The sequence below is a fragment of the Microcoleus sp. D3_18_C4 genome (assembly GCF_036702355.1).
Classification (GTDB): domain Bacteria; phylum Cyanobacteriota; class Cyanobacteriia; order Cyanobacteriales; family Microcoleaceae; genus Microcoleus.
On sequence record NZ_JAUBTF010000012.1, the window covers coordinates 46,289 to 68,786 of the forward strand.

The 22,498-nt window shown below is 44.9% G+C and carries 24 protein-coding genes; 10 read left to right on the forward strand and 14 right to left on the reverse strand.

The genetic code is table 11. The features are described 5' to 3' along the window. Positions 1-40: 40 nt before the first annotated feature. Positions 41-1,654, reverse strand: coding sequence for a murein biosynthesis integral membrane protein MurJ (murJ, locus tag QUA90_RS08550; RefSeq protein ID WP_333444930.1), 1,614 nt, complete (start codon positions 1,652-1,654; stop codon positions 41-43). Positions 1,655-2,061: 407 nt separating this feature from the next. Here murJ and sfsA point away from each other — a divergent pair, with 407 nt between their 5' ends. Beyond that, on the forward strand, positions 2,062-2,796 hold the full coding sequence (sfsA, locus tag QUA90_RS08555) for a DNA/RNA nuclease SfsA (RefSeq protein ID WP_333388954.1): 735 nt from the start codon (positions 2,062-2,064) through the stop codon (positions 2,794-2,796). 9 nt (positions 2,797-2,805) lie between these two features. On the opposite strand, the gene QUA90_RS08560 is transcribed toward sfsA, so the two are convergent. The 7 genes from QUA90_RS08560 to QUA90_RS08590 all read right to left on the reverse strand — a co-directional run bounded on the left by QUA90_RS08560 (position 2,806) and on the right by QUA90_RS08590 (position 7,594). Further along, positions 2,806-3,033 (reverse strand): hypothetical protein, encoded by a 228-nt coding sequence (locus QUA90_RS08560; protein ID WP_333388955.1) that lies wholly within the window; start codon positions 3,031-3,033, stop codon positions 2,806-2,808. 99 nt (positions 3,034-3,132) lie between these two features. Further along, positions 3,133-4,413 carry a S8 family serine peptidase gene (locus QUA90_RS08565; RefSeq protein ID WP_333444932.1) on the reverse strand — a complete coding sequence of 427 codons (1,281 nt, stop codon included), beginning with the start codon at positions 4,411-4,413 and terminating at the stop codon, positions 3,133-3,135. A 108-nt stretch (positions 4,414-4,521) separates the two neighbouring features. Beyond that, on the reverse strand, positions 4,522-4,935 hold the full coding sequence (locus tag QUA90_RS08570) for a hypothetical protein (RefSeq protein WP_333309302.1): 414 nt from the start codon (positions 4,933-4,935) through the stop codon (positions 4,522-4,524). A 308-nt stretch (positions 4,936-5,243) separates the two neighbouring features. Beyond that, entirely contained in the window at positions 5,244-5,591 is a 348-nt protein-coding gene (locus tag QUA90_RS08575; protein ID WP_333097360.1) for a DUF1036 domain-containing protein, read from the reverse strand. Positions 5,592-5,632: 41 nt separating this feature from the next. Beyond that, the gene (locus tag QUA90_RS08580) at positions 5,633-6,013 is read right to left on the reverse strand and encodes a hypothetical protein (RefSeq protein WP_333309304.1); all 381 of its coding nucleotides are present in this window, start codon (positions 6,011-6,013) and stop codon (positions 5,633-5,635) included. Positions 6,014-6,307: 294 nt separating this feature from the next. Then, a complete protein-coding gene (locus tag QUA90_RS08585; RefSeq protein ID WP_333210210.1) occupies positions 6,308-6,718 on the reverse strand; it encodes a beta/gamma crystallin-related protein in 411 nt (136 codons plus the stop codon). A gap of 144 nt (positions 6,719-6,862) precedes the next feature. Next, positions 6,863-7,594 (reverse strand): LuxR C-terminal-related transcriptional regulator, encoded by a 732-nt coding sequence (locus QUA90_RS08590; RefSeq protein WP_333444935.1) that lies wholly within the window; start codon positions 7,592-7,594, stop codon positions 6,863-6,865. A gap of 420 nt (positions 7,595-8,014) precedes the next feature. Here QUA90_RS08590 and QUA90_RS08595 point away from each other — a divergent pair, with 420 nt between their 5' ends. Continuing rightward, a complete protein-coding gene (locus tag QUA90_RS08595; protein ID WP_333444937.1) occupies positions 8,015-9,337 on the forward strand; it encodes a 3-isopropylmalate dehydratase large subunit in 1,323 nt (440 codons plus the stop codon). Between the two features lie 213 nt (positions 9,338-9,550). On the opposite strand, the gene QUA90_RS08600 is transcribed toward QUA90_RS08595, so the two are convergent. Next, complete coding sequence (locus QUA90_RS08600; RefSeq protein WP_333324094.1) at positions 9,551-9,949, reverse strand: transcriptional regulator; 399 nt, start codon at positions 9,947-9,949, stop codon at positions 9,551-9,553. Next, positions 9,933-10,232, reverse strand: a complete 300-nt coding sequence (locus tag QUA90_RS08605) for a type II toxin-antitoxin system HigB family toxin (RefSeq protein WP_333324097.1) — start codon at positions 10,230-10,232, stop codon at positions 9,933-9,935. The genes QUA90_RS08600 and QUA90_RS08605 overlap by 17 nt, the downstream gene beginning before the upstream one ends. Positions 10,233-10,776: 544 nt before the next feature. On the opposite strand from QUA90_RS08605, the gene QUA90_RS08610 reads away from it, so the two are divergent. The 4 genes from QUA90_RS08610 to QUA90_RS08625 all read left to right on the forward strand — a co-directional run bounded on the left by QUA90_RS08610 (position 10,777) and on the right by QUA90_RS08625 (position 13,188). Next, positions 10,777-11,538: a DNA-binding protein gene (locus tag QUA90_RS08610; protein WP_333324099.1), complete on the forward strand. Its 762-nt coding sequence runs from the start codon at positions 10,777-10,779 to the stop codon at positions 11,536-11,538. A 334-nt stretch (positions 11,539-11,872) separates the two neighbouring features. After that, the gene (aqpZ, locus tag QUA90_RS08615; protein WP_333324101.1) at positions 11,873-12,571 is read left to right on the forward strand and encodes an aquaporin Z; all 699 of its coding nucleotides are present in this window, start codon (positions 11,873-11,875) and stop codon (positions 12,569-12,571) included. Further along, a complete protein-coding gene (locus QUA90_RS08620; protein ID WP_333324103.1) occupies positions 12,568-12,690 on the forward strand; it encodes a hypothetical protein in 123 nt (40 codons plus the stop codon). The genes aqpZ and QUA90_RS08620 overlap by 4 nt, the downstream gene beginning before the upstream one ends. Before the next feature lie 9 nt (positions 12,691-12,699). Beyond that, positions 12,700-13,188, forward strand: a complete 489-nt coding sequence (locus tag QUA90_RS08625; RefSeq protein WP_333324105.1) for a gluconokinase — start codon at positions 12,700-12,702, stop codon at positions 13,186-13,188. 319 nt (positions 13,189-13,507) lie between these two features. Here QUA90_RS08625 and QUA90_RS08630 read toward each other — a convergent pair whose 3' ends face one another. Then, complete coding sequence (locus QUA90_RS08630) at positions 13,508-14,485, reverse strand: carbohydrate kinase (protein ID WP_333444940.1); 978 nt, start codon at positions 14,483-14,485, stop codon at positions 13,508-13,510. A gap of 443 nt (positions 14,486-14,928) precedes the next feature. Here QUA90_RS08630 and QUA90_RS08635 point away from each other — a divergent pair, with 443 nt between their 5' ends. The 4 genes from QUA90_RS08635 (at position 14,929) to QUA90_RS08650 (ending at position 17,941) form a co-directional block, all read left to right on the forward strand. Further along, positions 14,929-15,204 (forward strand): photosynthetic electron transport-dependent transcriptional regulator PedR, encoded by a 276-nt coding sequence (locus QUA90_RS08635; protein WP_006633901.1) that lies wholly within the window; start codon positions 14,929-14,931, stop codon positions 15,202-15,204. A 34-nt stretch (positions 15,205-15,238) separates the two neighbouring features. After that, positions 15,239-15,520 (forward strand): hypothetical protein, encoded by a 282-nt coding sequence (locus QUA90_RS08640; RefSeq protein ID WP_333083165.1) that lies wholly within the window; start codon positions 15,239-15,241, stop codon positions 15,518-15,520. Between the two features lie 108 nt (positions 15,521-15,628). Then, positions 15,629-16,906 carry a histidine--tRNA ligase gene (gene hisS, locus QUA90_RS08645; RefSeq protein WP_333444942.1) on the forward strand — a complete coding sequence of 426 codons (1,278 nt, stop codon included), beginning with the start codon at positions 15,629-15,631 and terminating at the stop codon, positions 16,904-16,906. Positions 16,907-17,170: 264 nt separating this feature from the next. Then, complete coding sequence (locus tag QUA90_RS08650; protein ID WP_333444944.1) at positions 17,171-17,941, forward strand: Uma2 family endonuclease; 771 nt, start codon at positions 17,171-17,173, stop codon at positions 17,939-17,941. Positions 17,942-18,051: 110 nt separating this feature from the next. On the opposite strand, the gene QUA90_RS08655 is transcribed toward QUA90_RS08650, so the two are convergent. The 3 genes from QUA90_RS08655 to QUA90_RS08665 form a co-directional block, all read right to left on the reverse strand. Continuing rightward, on the reverse strand, positions 18,052-18,375 hold the full coding sequence (locus QUA90_RS08655; RefSeq protein WP_333444946.1) for a hypothetical protein: 324 nt from the start codon (positions 18,373-18,375) through the stop codon (positions 18,052-18,054). Between the two features lie 298 nt (positions 18,376-18,673). Further along, on the reverse strand, positions 18,674-20,842 hold the full coding sequence (locus QUA90_RS08660) for a hypothetical protein (RefSeq protein WP_333444949.1): 2,169 nt from the start codon (positions 20,840-20,842) through the stop codon (positions 18,674-18,676). Beyond that, entirely contained in the window at positions 20,818-22,416 is a 1,599-nt protein-coding gene (locus QUA90_RS08665; RefSeq protein ID WP_333444951.1) for an ATP-binding protein, read from the reverse strand. Before QUA90_RS08665 ends, QUA90_RS08660 begins: the two co-directional genes overlap by 25 nt. Between the last annotated feature and the right edge of the window lie 82 nt (positions 22,417-22,498).

A 22,498-nucleotide genomic window follows, 5' to 3' on the forward strand; every position in this document is an offset into this window, starting at 1 on the left:
GTTGTGTCTGGTATTTCGCCCTTAACCCGCCCCGACAATTTTATTTGCGAAAACGCCCCCGAATACGATCGACAAACATATCAACTTCCGGCAACTTCATCTGACTGACAAACACGGCAAAAACCCCTAACCCTACAAAACTTGCCACACTCAACTGCACTAATTGAATTACCAAACCTTCAGTACCCAAAACTCTTTGACAGCCTTGCAGAGTAGCCAAGGTAACGAAAGCAGTTAGACAACTGCCAGAAGTTAACCCCAGAAAAGGTAAACCCCACTGCCCCCAAGGCAGACCACCCAGCTTTTTATCTAAAAAGTACAAAAGCATAATCATCGAAAGAAGATTCACTCCCACCGTCGCCAAAACTAATCCGGGCGCGCCAAAGGCTCCTACCAACAAATAATCCAAAAGAGCGTTTAAAAAGATATTGATAATACTGATGCGAAAAGGCGTTTCTCCGTCTCCCAAAGCGTAAAATACCCGTACCACAACGTCGCGTCCTAAGTACACAAACATTCCAATACTGTAAGCCATCAATATCGGCGTGACAAACAGCGAGGCCTCTCGATCAAAAGCATAGCGTTCGTAAACAACGCGGACGATCGGCCCAGCAAGTGTTACCATTAAAGCGCTCAGCGGCAGCATCGTCATGGCTGTCAAAATTAAAGATTGACGAATTCGATCTTTTAATTCCGGCCAATCTCTCGGATCGGTGAGGCGAGAAAATATGGGTAGAAATGGCACTAAAATTACATTAGAAATGATCCCTAAAGGCGTCATAACTAACAAGCCACTGTAACCCAACGCAGAGGCAGCTTGAGGGATGTAGGATGCGAAAAATAGGTCAGTATAGACATTAATTTGCAGCATTCCTGATGATAAGGTCGCAGGAACCATCACCTTAATTACTTCTTGCACTCCCGGCCGTTTAAAATTAAACCGCAAGCGCAACGTTCCCAAGCCGGCGCGCCACTGCGCCACCAGTTGCACCAGCCACTGCAAAACTGCGCCCGCTAAAGTTCCCCAAGCTAACACTAAGCCGCCAATTAGTGCGTATTCTGGTTGAATAATTTTGTCTCCGAGTTGCAGTGCGAGAATCCCTAAACCGCCGACAAGTGCAACGCTAGAAAATAAAGGACTAATCGAAGGCAACCAGTACATATCGGCAGCGTTGAGAGTGCCGAAACCAATGCCGATTAAGCCTGAAAGTAACGCCATCGGCGCCATAATCCGAAATTGCTGGACGGCAATTGCTTTGATTTGTAAACCTTCTGCTGTCCTATTTAATCCCGGTGCCACCAAATCGATCGCTGGATCTGCAAAAATAATTAAAGCGACTGTTACCAACAGCAATATGCCCCCGACTAAGGTGGTGATAGTCTCGACTAAGGGTGCTGCTTCTTTTTTATCCCGGCGAGCTAAAACACTGACTATGGCGCTGTGAAATGGCCCATTAATCCCTCCCAGCAAAATAAATAAGAAACCAGGGATGACGTAGGCGTAGTTGTAGGCATCGACGGCGACACCGACTCCAAAGGCTGCGGCGATCGCAATTTGGCGCACCAATCCAAAGACTTTGCTAATTAGAGTGGCGACTGCGACAATGCCGGCAATCCCTGCGAGGGAACGAGAGGGCTTCTGTAATTGGGACACAAAGGGTTACAAACGCTAGTGCTAAAAGGATTCACTTATTTTAATCGCGAATCGGGAGAATCATATCATGAACTCATAAAACTTCTAGGGGGAATTGCGCTGATACCAATTTTATCGATATTACTGACTTGCGGCAATTTAATAATCGATCGGGACTATGCGTCCTAACTACAAACCGCCCTTTCGTGCTATGATGCGTCAATCTAAAATCTACAATATACAATCTACCCTCTAAAAATGATGAAACAAATGAGTTGAGAAAAGCAGATAAATAACATATAGTTGATAACTTATGATCGATTGTGTTAGCTCCCAGACTTATTTAAGAAGTGCGAACCCAGGTATTCGGTTATAGGTAAAATCTACAATCTACAATCGAGAATCTAAAATCTAAAATCTAAAATCGAATGACTGGCTTAATTTACCAATATCCTCCTCTTTTACCCGGAATTCTCATCAAACGTTACAAGCGATTTTTTGCAGAAATAGAACTAGATTCGGGAGAAATAATCACCGCGCACTGTCCGAATACTGGCCCGATGACTGGTGTTTACATTCCGGGCAATCCAGTGCTAGTATCTCCCAGCGACAATCCCAAACGCAAATTAGCTTATACTTGGGAATTAATTAAAGTTTGCGACACTGTGCCAACTTGGGTGGGAGTTAATACTGGGCTGCCAAATCGAGTAGTTAAATTAGCTTTGGAATTGAAATTGTTTCCAGAGTTGGGCAATTACAGTTTAATTCAACCGGAGGTTGTTTACGGCACTGATAAAAAAAGTAGAGTGGATTTTTGGCTAACGGGTCAGGAAAAACCGATTTTTCTGGAAGTGAAAAATACAACTTGGGTAAAAGAGGAGTTAGCTTTATTTCCCGATACAGTGACGGAGAGGGGACAAAAGCATTTGAGAGAATTGATAGAAGTGGTGCGGCAGGGTTCGAGGGCTGTAATGCTGTATTTTATTAATCGCGGGGATTGTACGGATTTTGCTCCGGGGGATAGTGCCGATCGCCTTTACGGAGAATTGTTCAGACAGGCGATTAGTGAAGGTGTAGAGATTTTGCCCTGTCGCTTTGATGTGACACCGGAAGGCATTCGCTATTTGGGGTTAGCAAAACTGGATCTACTAACCCCTAAATGATTGATTAGTTTAAATTGCCTGCATTTCTCGATCGATCTCGACACTAGCCACGCCCGGTACGCTCTTTAGTCCTTCTAGCTTCGATTGAGAAACTTCTCCAGTAATGATGCCAGTAACAGCTAGCACCTGCTCCACTTTCATTCCCGCCGATTCTAAGGCAGTGACAACCGATTGAATTACCGATATGTTTTGGTCGTCAACAGTCACTATGATGCGCTGTACTTGTTCGTCAGACATATTTAGCATCCTTTGGAGCAAATCCATTGCGGTATTGTAAATTGTCTTCTGTTAAATCCCCGCAGGCTTAAAGTGCTGCGGGGATTTGGATATTCTTCATTACGGAGCTTCTACTAAGCCACTTCCGACACGAGTACATGGTAATGGTAGTGCCATAGCATAGGCAGTCAGCAATTGCCAAAGTTCAGCACCTCGTTTACCAGTCGATTCGGCATACAGGGCCGCGATGCCAGCTACGTGAGGTGTAGCCATGCTAGTGCCATTGTAAGCAGCATAACGCCCTTTATTCATAGGCACTGATGAGTATACTTTCACTCCTGGAGCGGCGATATCGACTTTAGTTCCTTGAATTAGCTCAGAGGTAGCCGAGAAGTCAGCCACTTGGACGCAGTTATCGATCGCTGCAACAGCCATAATCGACGGGCTATTGGCTGGTTGTCCGACGGTTCCTCCGGTTCGTCCGTTATTGCCTGCGGCTGCCACGATCAGACACCCATTTTGCAGTGCTCGGCGGCCGACAGTTTCGTAAGCAGTAGACGGTGTTCGAGTGGTGTTTCCTAAAGACATCGAGATCACTTGACACCCATTGGCGATCGCCCATTCCATCCCAGCCAGAATCCAGGCACCAGCGCCACTACCGGCATTGCTCAACACTTTACCGACATAAATGGTCGATTTGTGAGCGACCCCATATCTGCGACCGTTCTGATCCTTGAACCCGCAGGCTGTCCCGATGCAGTGGGTACCATGACTGTTGCCATCTTGTACGTCCTCCCCTGGTACGAAGGACTGCGATACGATCGATCGGCCTGCGAAGTCGGGATGTTGGAGATCCATCCCCGTATCCAGCACAGCAACTTTCATTCCACTACCAGTCAACAGAGACTTCATCACCTTCGTCGCCTTCAGGCCCCAAGTAAACTCGGTATCATCAGCAAAACATTCTTGTTTCTGGATGTCTGCTACCTCTGTATTAGTGGCTTTGTCGTACAGGTTATCCACCGCATCGCGATAGCCCCGCAGGTAGTCTGCCGACAACCCATCGCCAATCGCGTAGAAGGTGCTCTCCGGCTCGATCGCCAGAATAGCCGAATCCTCTCCCGCTGATGTCATGATGCTGCTTAAACCCCCTTCGTCTAAGGAAACAACGGCAACGCCGAGAGTAGGAAACACCGCTCCCCCTGCTGCTGCAATTTGGCTCAAGTCTAGAGCAGAGTCGGGGAAATCGGCAGCATTTGCCAGTCCTCTGATACCAGTTTGGTCGCTCAGGAGGTCTAATCCTTCTGTCACTGCATCTTCGCGGAAAGTAATAATGTAACGCCCTGTTGTTTCATCGGCTTGGGCAGTTTCTGGGATGGGAAAACTCGGTTGTTCAGACATAAAATACCTCTAATTCAGTGTTAGATAATGCGTTGAGTTGGCAAAGAGATTTATGGAATTCCCAGGCTGTGACTTGTCAAGAAACAGCCCTGTATTTCATCCATGCTTCTAAGGGTTGAATACGAAATAGTCAGCATAGAGCCGAATCAGGCTGTGTTCCCACTCGATGTTGACCCAAATCTTGACTACACCATTTTGTGGGGAAACGTTATGGAGAGTATATCGAGCCTCACCGATCTTCTTTCCAGCCGTGGTATTTGGAGAAACACCTTCGCCGAGCGCAACGAAGACGAGAGAGTTGGGTGTGATTAAGCCCCAATTGAGAGGCAAGATGTGCTGTCCTTTCTTGAATCCCCAGTCATGGCGATAAGCGTAGCCATTACCAAACAATATTGCGGGCGAAGCTCCATCTTGAGGCGCGCCCAGTTGACGAACCTCTTCAAGGTTAGCCTCTTGGCTTTCCTGAATTGTGGGAAGCTCTAGCTGAGAATTCGATACAAAAATTTCTGTGGTAGAAGACATAGTTTGTTTCCTTGTTATTTAACATTAAGGGCAAGTTGTTTCTCGCTATATGCCGAAGCTGAATAACTGCTTTCTATCTCATAATCATCCAAATTTATTTGGCAAGCAATACGACGATCCGCGTATATGATTATGAAGATATTGCAACAACTTACGTAACTGTTACGATTCCTATTAGACTTCTCCAGAAAAGGCAGTCTTGAACAGGCAGGATGCCTGTTCCACAATGATTATTGGAGAGGTATACTTGGATAGATTTGTCAAGTTAAATTTAGAATAAAAATTTAACTTGACAACGCCACTGAGATTTATGCTGTCAAATTCAGCGTAAAATTGTCGTAACTGTTAATATCAAGCAACCGGAAGCCTACATTAGTTGCCTGCGTGCTGCTTGTCCACTCACACCAGTCAAATGCTTGTGGAGGGACAGGTCTTACGTAAGGCCCTGACCAATTTGCTCCGTTATCAGCCTCGGCATAGTAGCAGTAGTAGCGATTCAGACTACGCAAACTACCCCCATATACCACTTTGCATTCGCCAGGATTGAGCCGCCACCAACCTTTTTTTGCCCAATTTCCACCATCTGGGCAGTTGGGACGATAGTACATAATAGCTACCCAAACACCAGATGTATATTTGTTGCAAATTGTGAGCATATTCCACCTCTTACAATAAGTAATTGCCAATGAATACGGTTCTATGTCCCTGTGTTGGAACGGGTAAATTCAGGTAAAACTTCTTTGTTTTCCACAGAGAACATCGATAATGCACGTAGTGTGTGAAGAAATGTTTGATTTTCTATGCCCGGTTTAGCATCAGATTGACCTTCGCGAGCTACCGAATCTTGTTTCATTGCACCGACATCAACAAAATCGACTGTTGCATCTTCTTGGCTTTTTTGAGGTAAAACTTCTTTGTTTTCCACAGAGAACATCGATGATGCGCGTAGCGTGTGAAGCAAGGTTTCATTTTCGATGCCTGGTTTAGCATCAGATTGACCTTCGCGAGCTGCCGAATCCTGTTTCTGAACACCGACATCGACAAAATCGACCGTTGCATCTACATTATTGGTTTCCATTTTTACCTCCGTAGTGGATTTTTGTTGGGCATAGTTTACAGACTCCGTATAGCGTTTTATCTCATATTCCTCAAAATAAACTTTGAGAGCAATACGACGATCCGCGTATAGAATTATGAAGATATTGCAACAACTTACGCAACCGTTAAGTTGTTCTAATTAAACGTAAGACGCGATCGCACTTTAGATTCCCGACTTCTTAAAGAAGTCGGGATCTGGGTATTCTGTTTTTTTAGGAGGGCTTACTTATCAAATGAGGTGCGTTCGGTAACGCACCCTACGACAGAAGATGCTTTAATTAGTCAACTGGATACACTTGAATGATGAGATGATGTCATTCGGGATGTTGGCAGACTCAACCCAGCGGTAGTAGCCGGGACCAAGCACCCAGCTTGCTCCCTCGTAGTGCGAATGCTGGAAGAACTGCCATACTCCAGAGGCAATAACAATGGAAGAGATTCTATCATTCCACCAGTCGCCAACATAGTACCAATTGAGATTAGTGCGTGCGTTCGCCCCTCCAAAGTCAATATGGTCGTAAATAACGATTTCGGGGAGGCGACTAGCGGTTATGGCACTCACTGACGCGGAACGTTTGACTCCCTTGACCAGTTGCATATCACCAATCTTAGACTCCAGATCGACAATGCACCCGTTAAGAGTGGTCAGGTTATGAGGTAGAACAAGCTTTTCCATAGTATCCATGGCAAAATCCTTAATTTAGGTTTGAGTTGTTGTCAATTAGACACCTCCGCCAAACAGCAACTACAGTTAGGCTGTTGGCTTTGTGTATGCTCTAATTCTCTTCAACATAAACTTGGGGAACAATACGACGATCTGCGTATAGGATTATGAAGATATTGCAACAAATTTCCCGTTAAACAACCCCAATTTTTCCATAGCCACCATCACAGCAGCAGTCCGAGTTTGTACGCTTAGTTTCCCGTAAAGATGCTCCAGATGTTTTCGCACTGTTCCTTCACTGCAACCGAGCACTTTAGCGATTCCTGCATTGCTTTTATCTTTGGCAATCCAGAATAAAACCTCCGCCTCGCGTTTGGTGAGTCCTAGCGATTCCAGGGTCGAAATAGAGAATGATTGCAGTTCTTCTTCCTCCAACAGCAAGAGATGTTGCTGGTTGATGGGATCTGGAATCAGACGGACGATCAACTGTATTCCTGCTTGCTGAATGTACAATGGTAAACAGCTAGATGGAATATCGCCGGTGAAGGTGAGTCGCGATATCTGTTGCTTGAACCAATGTTGTAAGAGTTCTGGCAATGAGTGCGGGGCGCGGGATAAAAAATACTGATTCAACAGTTGTTCGGCGCGTTGAGTCATGAATTGCACCTGCCCTGCAATCTCCACAACTATCGCCCCTACCCGATCCAAGATTTGCTTGACTAATACCTTAATGAAATTATCTGACTCTGTGTTAGTGCGATCGCCTAAAGCTTCGAGAGTATAATTTTGGTAGCAATTTTCGTAACTTTTGGCCTCAGCTTTTGCTGCTGGGAATTTATCAATACCTTCAGATGTCAAAATAACTGCGCGCTGACGCTTTGGTGTCTGTGAATTCATGGGAATTATCTCCATTGGCATACAGGGTGAAAATGGCGAAACCAGATACTCATGCGGTGCAGGTATCTAGCTCATTTCACTCTTGTTAAGGTCTACAAATGTAGAAATGCACTCTGATATTTTTTGACAGTCCCTGATATAAGTTGCTTTTCTTAATTAATTACTAACAATAACAGTCACTAGCTGTTAGTTACCAGTCGCATAATCGAGTGACTTGCATAATTTTTAATTTTGTGTTAATGGCAGTATTGGCTATTGTAGAGATTGGCGATCGGCGAAAAAGAAAGTGACAGTCAATCGATTTGAGATTTGAGATTTAAGATTGAAGAAAATGTTGAGTTGATAAATTACCTGTCAATATCAGGCGATGTTTCGCTTACAATACACTTGTAGCATCTAATAAAAAAGAGCGATCGCACTATGGGAATGACTCTGACCGAAAAAATATTAGCCAAAGCATCAGGGCGCACTAAAGTCGAGCCCGGAGAAAATATCTGGGTAGAAACAGACGTGTTGATGACCCACGATGTCTGCGGGCCCGGCACCATCGGCGTTTTCAAACGCGAATTCGGTGAGAATGCGAAAGTCTGGAACCCTGACAAAATCGTCCTCATTCCCGACCACTACATTTTCACCAACGACGAACGCGCTAACCGCAACGTCGATATTCTCCGCGATTTTGCCCAAGAACAAGGGATAAAATACTTTTACGACATCACGGATCGATCGGACTTCAAAGCAAATCCCGACTACAAAGGAGTTTGCCACATCGCCTTAGCACAAGAAGGCCACACCAGACCGGGCGAAGTGCTCTTCGGCACAGATTCCCACACCTGCAATGCCGGCGCTTTCGGACAATTTGCCACCGGTATCGGCAATACAGACGCGGCTTTTATCATGGGAACCGGCAAACTGTTAATCAAAGTTCCGGCAACCATGCGCTTTGTGTTCAACGGTGAACTGCCGGATTATTTGTTAGCAAAAGACCTGATTTTGCAGATTATTGGTGATATTAGCGTGGCCGGTGCTAACTACCGGACAATGGAATTTGCGGGCGATACAGTTGAGCGTTTGACGATGGAAGAACGGATGACGCTGTGCAATATGGTGATTGAAGCTGGTGGTAAAAACGGCACGGTTGCGCCCGACAAAACTACGTTTGATTACGTTACTTCGCGGACTGACAAACCTTTCGATTCATTTTACAGCGATGGGGATGCTAAATTTTATAGCGATCGCACCTACGATGTCAGCAAATTAGAACCAGTCGTCGCCAAACCGCACTCTCCCGACAACCGCGACTTAGCCCGCAACTGCCGCGATGTCAAGATCGATCGAGTTTACATCGGTTCCTGCACCGGCGGCAAAACCTCCGACTTTCTGAATGCGGCCCGCATTCTGAAAGGAAATCAAGTCAAAGTTCCGACTTATTTAGTACCAGCAACTCAGAAAGTTTACGAAGATTTGTTTCTCACAAAATACGATGGTCAAACGCTTTCGGAAATCTTCTTAGCTGCCGGTTGCATCGAACCCGCGGCGCCTTCTTGCGCCGCTTGTTTGGGTGGCCCGAAAGATACTTTCGGGCGGATGAATGAACCTGAAATTTGCGTGTCTACAACTAACCGCAATTTCCCCGGCCGCATGGGGAATAAAGAAGCGCAAGTTTATCTAGCTTCGCCTTATACGGCGGCGGCGTCTGCCCTGACTGGGTATGTCACCGATCCGCGCGAATTCCTGTGTTAGATAGTTGCTTTTACCAGTTGTAGGGTGCGTCAGACTTTCACTCTAGAATTAATCGAGGGTTTCGGATATGACGCACCTTATATTATGTTCGATAGATTAGTCTCGATCGGGGCGGGGCGGGTTTATTGTATTGTCGATTCTAGGCGATTATTGTCGCCCAAGCCGCCCCTACAAGACATGGAATTAGATTGTAACCGATCGATTCATCTTAAATTAAATGAACAAGCTAGGTGAGATTTGAAAATAATCGCCGAGTGCCTTAGCTTGTGCTTTGCTAATGGATCGCTTGCCGTTCACAACTTCAGATACTACGCCGCTAGATCCAATGATACCTACCAAGTCTGCTTGGCGGGTGTCGCTGGATTCCATGATATGTTGCAAAATCTCATGAGGTTCGGATTTGTCTATGGGATAGTTTTCTGTCTCGTAAACTTTTATCAAAGTGACTAATAACTTGTATAAAACTTTCTCCTCTGGAGTGAGGTTTTTAGCAAATGTTAGCCTTTCTGCAACTGCCAGGAGGCGATCGTATTCTTCTTCAGTTTCGATCGCCTTGGGAGCAATTTCTGCGAGCAAGTTGCTGTAAGTCGTTCGGTCAAAAGTAAGGGTCATTTTTCCATTTTTCTTTGTCGTATTCAGAGTGGCTTAGGAAATATTTGTAGAAAACAGTTTGGTTCTCATAGTTAATCCCAACAATCAGGCGATAGTCGTTGCCTTTGATATTAAAGACGGTAAAGTTTCCTACGGCTTCGGCATCCCGATAAATTTTGCGAACATCCTCCAAATTCTGCCATTCCGCTTTGTTGACAGTTTCTTTCCAAATCTCAATTTGGTTTTTGACATCCAGGTATTTAGCAGCATCATTACGGAGGTTGCGGAGCGAAATTAGGTGCATTTGTTTTGACTTTTTTGGTGGTTTTGTCTTGCATCTCTTTCCCTTCCCTAACGTGGCTTATTCCATCACTTTATACAGGACTTACTCACAGATTTTATCTATACCAATCCTGGCAGGAGTCGTAAACTTTTTACCCCACCCCAACCCTCCCATTGGTAAGGGGAGGGAGTGAAAAAATCACAAATGATTTAGGATTGCTATATAGAGCGATCGCTGTCCACCAGAACTCTACAGGTGATCTCAAAGTTCGGTTATGCAGGGTAATACCAAATCCGGGTTAGGCATCCCCTTTATTGTCATTGCGAGGGAAGCAAAGCAATCGCCGAGACGCAAGCGATTGCTTCGCTTCCCTCGCAATGACGGAATATTTATAACAGGGGTGGTAAACTCGGATTTGGTATAAGTCCTGTTTGTATACTTATACTCTCATTTTGAGAGGAAAGTGTCAAGGGTCGATCGGGTAAACATTTTTTAAGCCACGTAGGTGAGTTGTGTTTGTGCAGTACGCACTGTGCACCCTACTTGAATTGACAGGAGATTTACTTTGAAAACACTATTTTTGGCTTGGCAAAGCCCGCGCAGCGGTTCTTGGTTTCCGATTGGTCGATTGACATTTAACGGTAAAGAATACCAGTTCAATTATACAAATGGTGTTTTAGAGGCGAAACTTAAGTGCGGGTTTCTGCCTTTGCCATCTTTCCCGGATTTCAATAATGTTTACACTTCACAGAAACTGTTTTCGTTGTTTTCTAATCGAGTGATGGCGCGATCGCGCCCTGACTACCAGGAATTTGTACAGTGGTTGAATATCCCTGAACACGAACATGACCCAATTGCTTTATTGGCGCGCAGCGGAGGCAAACGGGCAACTGATAAATTTGAGGTGTTCCCTTGTCCCGAACCAGATGAAAATGGACGTTACTTTATCCATTTTTTTGCAGATGGACTGCGATACCTTTCAAAGTCGGCAATTGAACGGATTAATCGGCTTCAAGTGGGCGAACTTTTGTATTTAGCCCACGAATTTCAAAATCCGCGCGCTTCCCGTCTGCTTCTGTGTACTAAAGATCACTGGATTGTCGGCTATTGTCAGCGCTATCTGGTGGATGATATTTTTGAAATTATTTCGCAGCATCGAGAATTGGTTCGCGTAGAAGTCGATCATCTCAATCAACCCCCAACGCCGCTAAATTTCCGCTTGCTGTGCAAGATGACTGCCGATTGCCAGCAAGGCTTCCGCCCCTTCCAAGGCCCGATGTACCAGCCGGTTAGCAGTGATGTTTTAGCTGCAAGTGCGATCGGATAATCAGCAACAATAAGTAAAATTACGATCGCCGAATTAGGGAAGAAGTCAAGTTAATTGTTGTGAATTGAATACATAAAATTGCACAATTTAGACGAATAATTAGCTATGTCTTGACATTTTTTACATAATAGAGTATGTTTGAGCTAATTTATCGATTCCAAATTTCGCATTCTCAGTTAAACCCATACAATTTCTGAAAATTAGAGCTACACATTGCTAATGATTTGGATTAGTATTGTTGCGCTGAGTGAAACAAATTCGAGTTCTATTTTTTATACTTAGAACTCATATTGATGTGAAATTGAACCATCACAAACTTCAGATAATTATGAGTATGAACAAAAAAATAAAGATTGGGGTTGCTGAAGCTTTTGGTACTTTTGTGTTGGTATTAGGTGGATGCGGCAGTGCGGTTTTAGCTGGAGACAAAATCGGATTTTTGGGAGTATCGATCGCTTTTGGTCTATCCCTCTTAATCATGGTTTATACCATCGGCCCTATCTCTGGATGCCACATTAATCCGGCGGTAAGCATCGGTTTAGTAGTTGCCAAACTGATCGATGCTGTTTTGCTTCCTTATTATATAGGAGGTCAGATTGTAGGGGGAATTTTAGGCGGTCTTGTTTTGTACATGATAGCATCAGGAAAACCCGGTTTTGATGCGGCTGCTTCGGGATTTGCATCTAACGGTTTTGCAGAACATTCTCCCACTGGTTACGGACTTTTGGCAGCAGCATTGACAGAAATTGTACTAACTGCTTTTCTGTTATTTACAATCATGGGTACTAGCCATCCCAATTATCCCGTCGGTTTGGGCGGAATTCCCATCGGCTTGATGCTGGTCTTGATTCACTTAGTCGGAATTCCCGTAACCAATACTTCAGTTAACCCCGCTAGAAGTATCGGTGTCGCACTTTTTCAAGGCGGATGGGCAATCCAACAGTTGTGGGCGTTTATTGTATTCCCAGTGATAGGTGGAATTATCGGCGTTTTGGCTTATAATTTCATTAAACCCACTATGGAAGAAATTTGAGCAAAAATCAGAAACAAACCGGGTTTATTGAATTTTTTATGGTGGTAGAATTCATCCTGCAACTTAATAAACCCGGTTTGTCGATCGCACAAGTTGATAAAATTGCAAGTATTCGGTAAATATGCGCCATGATTACGATCGTGATGGGAGTCTCAGGTTCTGGGAAAACTACTGTTGGCAAGTTGCTGGCGCAATCTCTCAATTGGGATTTCAGCGATGCCGACGATTTTCACCCATCAGCTAATATCGAGAAAATGAGTCGGGGCATTCCTTTAGAAGATGCGGATCGCCTTCCTTGGCTATTACAATTGCAAGCTACAATAGACAGGTGGCTGTTAGAAAATAAAAATGTGGTTTTGGCTTGTTCTGCTTTAAAAACATCTTACCGCGAAATGCTCTACCGAGACCACAAGCGAATGAAGATAGTTTATCTAAAATGTTCTTTTCAGCTATTAGCCACAAGGTTAAAAACTCGCGAAAATCACTACATGAAAGCAGATTTGCTGTTAAGTCAGTTAGACAGTCTCGAAGAACCTGAAGATGCAATTATCATAGATGCTTCGCAGCCGTTAGAGTTAATCTTGCGCCAAATTAAAAATTATCTGAGGTGCGGTTAATTGCCCACAATAAAACCTCTAATACCAAATCTGACTTAAATACCCCTTGATTTCTTAGTTTTTCTCAGCTAGAAGGAGAGTTTGTATAACAATCCTCGCATCATTTGTGAATTTCTTACTCCCGAGCGGGTTCGGAGAGGGTTGCGCTGGGGTAAAAAATTTACGACTCCTGCAAGGATTGCTATATAGTATGGATTTCAAACAGCCGGATTGAGGTTTTTTAAGGCGGATTTAGTATAAGAGTTATTTTTTCTGATTAACCGAGTTTCTGAACCACATTTAGCCTCCTCTCCGTTTCCAGGCTGATAGGTTTGCGGCCCTAATTTTTGTACAAATACAAGAAAGCTTCTACTTCAGCCCCAGTAGGTTGAGCTCTAATTGCCCCGGGTTTCATCGCTGTCATCGCACCTACCGCACTGGCATAAGTTACAATTGTTTGGGCTATTTTTGGATCGGCTAAATTCTTAATTCCCTGCTTGCACAACTGTCGCACAAAACCAGCCAGAAATGCGTCGCCTGCACCTGTTGTATCCTCAACATCTACTGTAAATGCGGGGATTTTTCCTTCATTTTCCGAGATACAATAAGCGCAACCTTTCTCGCCTGCTGTTACCAAAACGCCTTCTACAGAATCGAGACGGTAGGTAATAGCTCCAGCGTCGGTAGTGTCAAACAACCATTCGGCTTCTTCCTCAGATAACTTGACAAAATCAACTTTTTTTAAGATTTTTCTAATGCGCGCTTTTGCTTCGTCTGGATTTGGCCAAAATACGGGACGCCAATTGATGTCAAGTATAATTTTAACGTCATATTGTTCTGCTAGTTCGATCGCTCGGACGATCGCCTCTCGACTTTCAGGATAAGCTAATTCTAAAGTGCCTAGCACTAAATATTCGGCATTTTCAAACAGCACTTCGGGTAGTTGTGCAGCGAGGAGGCGGGTGTCAGCAAAATCCGCAGTATCAAATTTGCCAAAACCGGCAAAAGATCGATCGCCCGCTTCATTCCGCAAGACATAAACTTGTCGCGTCGGCGCACTTGGATGTCGCTGCAATCCAGCAAGATCAACCCCTACTTCTTGCAATACCTGCACTAGGGAATTCCCCAATTCATCCCCACCTACAGCACCGATAAATCCCGCCGCCGTCCCCAATTTAACCAAAGCACAGGCAACATTAGCAGGAGCTCCGCCGGGATATGCCGTCCAAGATTCTACCTCTTCGAGAGAGACTCCTGGTTTGTCTGCTAAACAATCAAATAAAACTTCACCCAGACATAGAACGCGAGGATAAGTCATAGGAATTTTAGATTTTAGATTTGAGATTTTAGACCAGCAGTAGACAGGTCAATAATGATTTTTAACCCATCCCAGAAAAATTGCCAGCTATTTTTTTATGGCTGCTCCTATAATATCAGACTTAGTGATATTGGCAGTTACTCTCTCAACGCACAAGTGCAGTGCGGGCGTATCAGTTGTTTTACCTGAAAACATCTGCGGGTTTTGCCCGGATGTCAGATGCGCGCAGGTAAAGGGATCACCCGCCACCCTCCGGTGCCAGCAGTGCAAGTCGGTGCGACTCATGCTGTGTCAGCGCTGGGTTTGCACTCCTGGCGATTCTGCAAGCGAGTTGGTGCTTCGGGCCCGAAAGAGTAGCACAGCAAATTTAATTTTCTCTTCATACTTGATCCCTCATCCTTTAGAATTGTAGATAGGTAAATATGCAGACATAGGAAAAATTTATGAGTGGGATTGTCTCTGGAACCCCTGTCACCCTGTCGGACAGAGAATTGCAAGTGGTAGAGTTAGTAGCGGCGGGATTGACTAATGAGAAAATCGCCGAAAAGCTAGAGATTAGCAAGCGTACTGTTGACAACCACATTAGCAATATCTTGAACAAGACGCGGGCTGACAATCGAGTTACCCTTGTACGCTGGGCGTTGCAGTGGGGAAAGGTATGTTTGGACAATATTAACTGCTGCCCTTTACCGCGGCCGATCGATAAAGAAGTATCTTAAGTAGGGATTTTGGTTGGGGACAGGCAAAGAAATGATGCAAACGGCACAAGAAAAACAACTCCGCTATCAAATTCAAAGCCCTGGATTGCCGCTGGCGGTGTATCGCGAAGTGGCGACCCATTTGCGTCAAGTTGAAGGGGTGCAAACCGGTTTAATTCCGCAGCAGTCGCAGCGGTTTGATTACTACGACAGCCAAGTTGGGGGTTTGTGGATACAGTATCCTGAAGGGTTCGATTTGGCAGGTCGCGAGCGGGTCGATCGCATTTTGGCTTATTATGGCGATCGTTACGGAGCGTGGGAATTATTAAGTCATTAGTTATTGGGAATTGTTAGCTGTTGACTGTTGACTGTTGACTGTTAACTAATAACTAATGACTATTACTAATGACAACTGACAACTGCCAACTGACAACTGACTAACAAAATGAGTGCAATTAAAACTTTACCGGGAACGCGGGATATTTTGCCCGCTGAAATTGAATATTGGCAAAATATAGAAGAAGTCGCTAGAACAATTTTGAAAAAAGCGGCTTATCGAGAAATTCGGACGCCAATTTTTGAACAGACATCTTTATTTGAACGTGGCATTGGCGAAGCTACCGATGTTGTGGGCAAAGAAATGTACACTTTTAAGGATAAGGGCGATCGATCGACTACTTTGCGACCAGAAGGCACAGCCGGAGTAGTTCGAGCTTTTATTCAAAACAGTTTGTACGCGGCGGGAGACGTGCAGCGTCTGTGGTATGCGGGGCCGATGTTTCGCTACGAACGCGCGCAAGAGGGAAGACAGCGGCAGTTTAATCAAATTGGCGTGGAAGTCTTGGGGAGTGCGAATCCTCGTGCGGATGTCGAAGTAATTGCGATCGCCTGTGATATCCTGCAAACTATCGGTTTAAAAAATTTGCGACTCGATATTAACTCTGTCGGAAATAAGCAAGACAGACAAAATTACCGCCAAGCTTTGATCGATTATTTTACACCGCACAAAGACGAATTAGACGCCGATTCTCAAGACCGCTTAACTCGCAATCCGCTGCGGATTTTGGACAGCAAAAATCAGCGCACTCAAGAAATTGTAGCTGGTGCGCCGAGCATTTTAGAATATTTGGGCGACGAGTCGCGATCGCACTTCGAGCAAGTGCAGCAAATGCTCACAAATTTAGGAATTAGCTATCAGTTAAATCCCAGATTAGTGCGCGGTTTAGATTACTATACCTACACCGCCTTTGAAATTATCTCCGACGATTTGGGAGCGCAAGCCACAGTTTGCGGCGGCGGTAGGTACGACGGTTTAGTCGAGGAATTGGGCGGCCCAGATACGGCGGCAGTCGGTTGGGCAATGGGTATCGAAAGGTTGATTATCCTACTGCAAAAGTTGCAACCTTTGCCCGCGCCCAAGCAGGATTTTTATTTGGTATCCAGGGGCGAAAAAGCCGAACAGCAATCGGTATTGTTAGCTCAAAAATTGCGAAGTGCCGGGTTTAGCGTAGAGATAGATTTGAGCGGTAGTGCTTTCGGAAAACAGTTTAAAAGGGCCGATCGCAGTGGTGCTGTTGCGTGTTTAGTTTTGGGAGATGCGGAAGCTGAAAACGAGACGGTACAATTGAAGTGGTTGGCGAGTGGTGAACAAAGTGCGATCGCCCAATCAGAACTACTAGCAATGACCACCGAACTACAGCAGAGGATCATAGCTGCATATTAAGTCCGGCAGGGAATGAATTCCCTGCCTCAAAGCTAAAGTCCTCTAAAGAGGACTAATTATTTTAACAGTCTTCTTCTCAGTCCTCTTAAGAGGACTTTCGCTATTAGCCAGGGGTTTCAACCCCTGGCGGACTGTCGGCTTAAGTCGTTACTAATTAGCTCTGCTTGGCAAGCCAGATCCTTTGGATCTGCCTCGCCATTAACATGAATCCCAAAAACCAAAAGATATAATTTAAACATTAAAACATTTAACCTCTGATAAACTATGTCTGTAGCAACTAAAAATTATAAAACACAAATCACAATCACCTGGCCGCTACTACCAGAAGATTTTCAACTACCAGACGACCCCGTGGAAGACGAAAGCCAACCATTATTAGCCGCCGCTTTGCGCCAGCCGCTAACAGGATTTCCTGAATTAATGCAGGATGCCTTAATTGTTTCCAACTTTGCTTTGTGTGCCGGCATAAGTTTCCCAGGTTCAAGCAGCGACGAACAGCGCATTATTTGCAAATCACCAGATTGGATGTACGTGAAACCAGTCAATCCAAAAAATGTCTCTCAAATACGCCGTAGTTACACGCCACACACAGAAGGAACCATCCCCCAAATCGTGATGGAATTTCTTTCAGAAACCTATGGAGAAGAATACTCCGTTGAATTTACGTCGCGGGTGGGAAAGTGGTATTTTTACGAGCAAGTAATCAAAGTCCCCAGATACGTCATATTCCGAGCAAAAACAGCTCATTTAGAAGTTTACGCTTTAGAATCAGATCACTACAAATTGCAAAAACCCGATGAAAATGGACGTTATTGGATACCGGGATTAAACTTGTTTTTAGGAGTTTGGGAAGGAACCCACGAAGGGAGAACAGGCTGTTGGTTGAGATGGTGGGATGCAGAAGGCGAGTTGTTGCTGTGGTCGGAAGAACGAGTAGAACAAGAACGCCAGCGGGGCGATCGCGAACGACTCCGCGCTGAAAAATTGGCCGAAAAACTGCGTCAAGCGGGGATCGAGTTAGATGATGAAGAGTGACCAAAAATTTGGGTTGCCAGATTAATATCTTCAAATAACTCTTGAGGCGATCGCCCCTTTAGAATAGAAAGGAGCGATCGCGTTTGTCGAGTGAACGTAGAGAGTGATCGCTAAACAGTCACCTTTAACAAGTTTTGCTTAAGTAGCTCGATAATTTCTTCGCCCCACTTAACTTGATTGCCACTCCAGTTGCTATAACTGGATTCTACTTTATAGACTCGTCCGTATTTTTTGCCTTCTTCTGTCAGTTGCCACTGCCACTTACCTCCTGTGCTCTTTAATTTTTGCTGCAAGCCCAGTTTTTCCAAAGTCTCGTTGACTTTGATGCAGGAAATCTTTTTTCTTGTCTGCTGGCTGAGTTTGGTGGAAATTTGCGTTGGAGTCAAATCGACATTTGACAGCAAAGCCGAGTCAGCTACCTTGTGTTTAGACATGGTAAACTCCTTTTAAGTTAATTAATTGAACTTCAGCCAGACACCCGCGACGGCAATCGCTAGGGCTGGCTTTTTCATTGCCAAGCTGCAACAGATCGGACAATCGCTTTTCGGAAGCTATTTGTCGCTGCTTGCTGCAATATCACTTACAAGAAATAATTATTGCAAAAATTGATGTAGGTGTCAAGTCTGTTTGCCCTTGTAATTGCGGATTTCTCAAAACCCTGACAGCATGGACACTGGCTGTATCGCGACCCGATTTAACCATCAATACTGAGAAAATCAGGCTGCTACATCCTCAGCGTGCCTTTTCAAGACGTTTTCTCAATTCGGCAATCAGTGCTCTAATGCGATCCTGTACCTCTTCACCCAACCTGTCGCGGGTAAAGGTCGCAGCTTCATGGGCGCGAACAATCACATCAGGCACTAGGATAGGAAGGCTATGTTCTTGATTTCCCGTATCAAAACCTGATTGCGTATGGCTGCGATCGAGCTCTATATGTCCCGCCGCTAACCAGGAAAGCAAACCATCCAAACACTCTTGTTCGTGGTGTTCTGCCTCCTGTTCCAATCGCTGTGTATTGATGGCGACTTCCAGTCGCGGTAGCAAGAAATGTGCTGAAATACCGCTGTTTCCTGACAACAATGCGTAAGCAGAAGAGGGAGCAGCGTAGCACATAGAAACGCCAACTTTAGAACAAAGATAAATGAACGGTCCGTAGTCGTCTATATCTAGATTGGTTGACTGATAATGCTTTCTTTTCTTATTAATGTGCTGCTCGATAAACTCCGTCCAATCTTTCGGATTGTTCTCGATCACTCGCTTAATTTCATCGCCTTCTGAGATTACTGGAGACATTTCCTCTGCTTCGAGGGCAATATCTGAGAAACGTCGCAGAACTCGGCAGGTAATAAATAGGCGATCGGGAGAGAAGTTTCTCGCATTCTTTGCTACACCCAAAAATAGTAAATGCGATACTGCTGTATCTGCAAAAGGATATTGATAAACTTCCTCAGCATTGCTAACTGCAACTCTCCCGTCTACGGCACATTTATTAACGTACAGATACCAAAATACCAAAGGTGCGAGCCACGACATCCCAGGATTTTTAACAGCAGCACCGTACACAATATTATCTAATCCTGAGCCTAATAGAGTATTGTGAAAAACTTGCATGAATTTCTCAATCTCGCTGCGAACAATTTGCCCATACAAACCGCCAGTTTCATAATCTCTCAATCGGTGTACCAAGGGAAAGATTCGACCATCACGTATAATCAATGTCGGCTTGTTTTTAGTTCCTAACTCTGGCGAATTGCCCATTGGTCGCCAATCCGCTTCTTTAGTAGCAATCCGAAAATCCTGCCAGTATTGGCGGAGATCCATTGCAGCCTTGCGAGTATGCTGTAAATTACTCTCTTCCACAAAGTTTCGTGCCAGAGTTGGCGACAAGACTAAGCCATTTGCAGCAGCGGTATGGTCGTCATAGTCCTTGAGTTTATCTGGAAAGATATCGAAATCTTGGTATTCGTCTGGAAAGCCGTATTTGGAGTTAGTCACTAACGCTGCCGCTGAAGTGGGAACCACCACAGGATCGGGGGGAATAAAACTGCCAGATGTGTGTTCTAAAAACAAGTCTGCTACAGAGGCATCTGTACCTGCTGCTGATTTGTGCAAGTTGGTGGGCAACAGTTTTTCTTCTATTAACCGATCGCCAAAAATGCGTTTTTTCAGTTGATACCTAGCTTGTTTTTCATCTAATTTAGCAGTTTCTCCGTACAAGCGAAAGCGCTTGGCTTGAGACGGCAATTCCAAAATACCAGGCAGTTCTTCGACGCGATCGTATAGCTTCCAGAATTCTTGAAAATAACGCTTTGCCCATCCTAACTGCGAATCGAGTTTCACAGCCATTTTTTTCGCTTCATCTACTGCCCCACGTTTCAATTTGCGCTCTATTTCAGCCGCCAGCTTGTTCAGATCGTCAACTAGCCAACGCGCCATCCCAATTACTAACTCTACCGGATTTTCGGCTGCTAACTTAGGCGCAGCTTCAATAATTGCTCGCGCGTAAGATTCTTGATGTAAATGACCGCTGGCGATACTTTCTAAAACAGAAACAGCTTTTTGCTGTTGCTGTCGTTCTTCCTGATTTAATTCCCCAATTTCAAACTCTGTTTTACTATGAACTCGATACTCTTTAATACCCGGAATTTCAAGTTGGCGCGGTTGGGTTTTAGGGTGACAGTAAATATAAGGCTGTGCGCCCGGTTTTGTACTCCAACCTTTGCGTCTAATTAGCTTTCCTTCTTTTGCCAGTCGGTTGAGGAGATTGCGTACACCTCTTTCTGAGCCTACATCTTGGGCTCGACTGAGTTGGTCGAAAATCTCTGCAAATTCTAATCCATCTGGCTCTTTATCCAGCAATTCCATAACATTTTGAATTAGAATTCCTGCATCTTTCGCCATTTCATTACCTCCTCTGCTAAGTTGGGCGTTGGCGCGCCGTGCCTGGTTTGGCGCTGGCGAACTTTAATAAGCGCTGGATGGCGCATGATATCGGTAGCAGACGAGATAATGGCAGTTCCTTTTGCTAATTTGGGAATGCGGGCTTTCATCTCTTCTGAAACATCTCCCATCGTACCTGACACTAATCTAAGGTCATCTGGATCGAGGGCAAATACTACCCGCGTATTGCACGTTAAAATTACTTGTTTGTCCATAGATGCTGGACTTTGAGTAATTAATGCGATCCCGATTCCGTCGTGGCGAGCAGTGCGGATCATCTCTCGAATCACCAAAGTTGATGGCGTTGTTTCTCCTGCTGACGGCAAGAAGAAATGAGCTTCATCCAGAACAAATACAAAGGGCGGAACTTGTTCTCGCTTTCGGAGTGCTTGCAGCAGTCGGGCTGTCGCTCCTACTATTAAATTGCGCTGCTGTTGGCTCAAATGTCCGACAAAGATGTTAGTTATCGGTTTTTTTACAAATTCGCTCAACCATTCTTCGGTTTTCGCAGTTAACAGCGAGTTGCGGTTGAAAGCAGTTTCAACCTTCTTTGCCGCCCGCCCTCCTACGGCAGTTTGACCAAATTCTGCGGCTAGGTTCTGAATTTCGCCGAGTAGATTTTTAATGGGAATGTTGACTGCTGCTGTCTCGTCTAAGGTCTTGAATGCTTTGTTGAACAGAGCATCATAAGCAAAAGACACTATCTCCAGTTGGTCGGGTGTTAAATTTGGGACAAATCCCAGAAATTCTTTCCCTCCAATAACAGAATAGGGTACTCGAAAGTTTTCTCCTGCTTTAAAGTTGCAACCTCCCAAATCTTCTGTTGCTTTGACCATATCGCCGAGCACGTCAAAGGCAATGACGGGAATGCCATGTCGTACCAATTCCTCCACCAAAACCCCGACAAAATAGCTTTTACCTACGCCAGTTTTTCCAACTACTGCCAAATGCCGCGCGATCGCCTCCATTGGCAATATAAAGTCTACTGAACTATTCCCCGATTCGATTCGCCCAATGTGAAATCCCCGATCGAATGAGTCGGGATCGGATGAGTCGGGAATATTGAGCAAATGCGGAATCTTATTTGCTGGTAATTCATAGACACCTTTGCCAGTTTGTGCTAAATGATTTGGCTCTTTGACAGTTATATTTTTGTCATCGTGCAGGTGTATTTCGCCCAAGACTTCGGCGGCCATCACGCGGGTAACGTGAGGTGCTTTATCCGTTGGTCTCGGATCTCTCAAACCTACTTGAAAAGCCTGATTTTGTTGCAGGGATGATGGGTTGGCACGCGGGTTATTTTCTGTACCGCTGATGATGCGTCCGTAGTGAACAAACTCGTCAGCATCACCCACGATAATGATGTACGTACCCAAAGCGGGCCTGCATCCTACATGAACGTGAAACGGCACCTCGTCAAAGGTTGGAGAACCCAAATAGGGGTCTGAGGAGGTTGTCCCAATCTGCATCTCCTCTGTCAAACCCAGTATTGCTTTGATGCCTGTGCCAGTGTCACTTCGCTCGGCTACCTGCATAAATTATTTGTTGTAATTTTACCTGTATTGTGATTATAGCAGGCTCTCCTGGCTGCGACCACCCCACAAATTTTCTGTTACA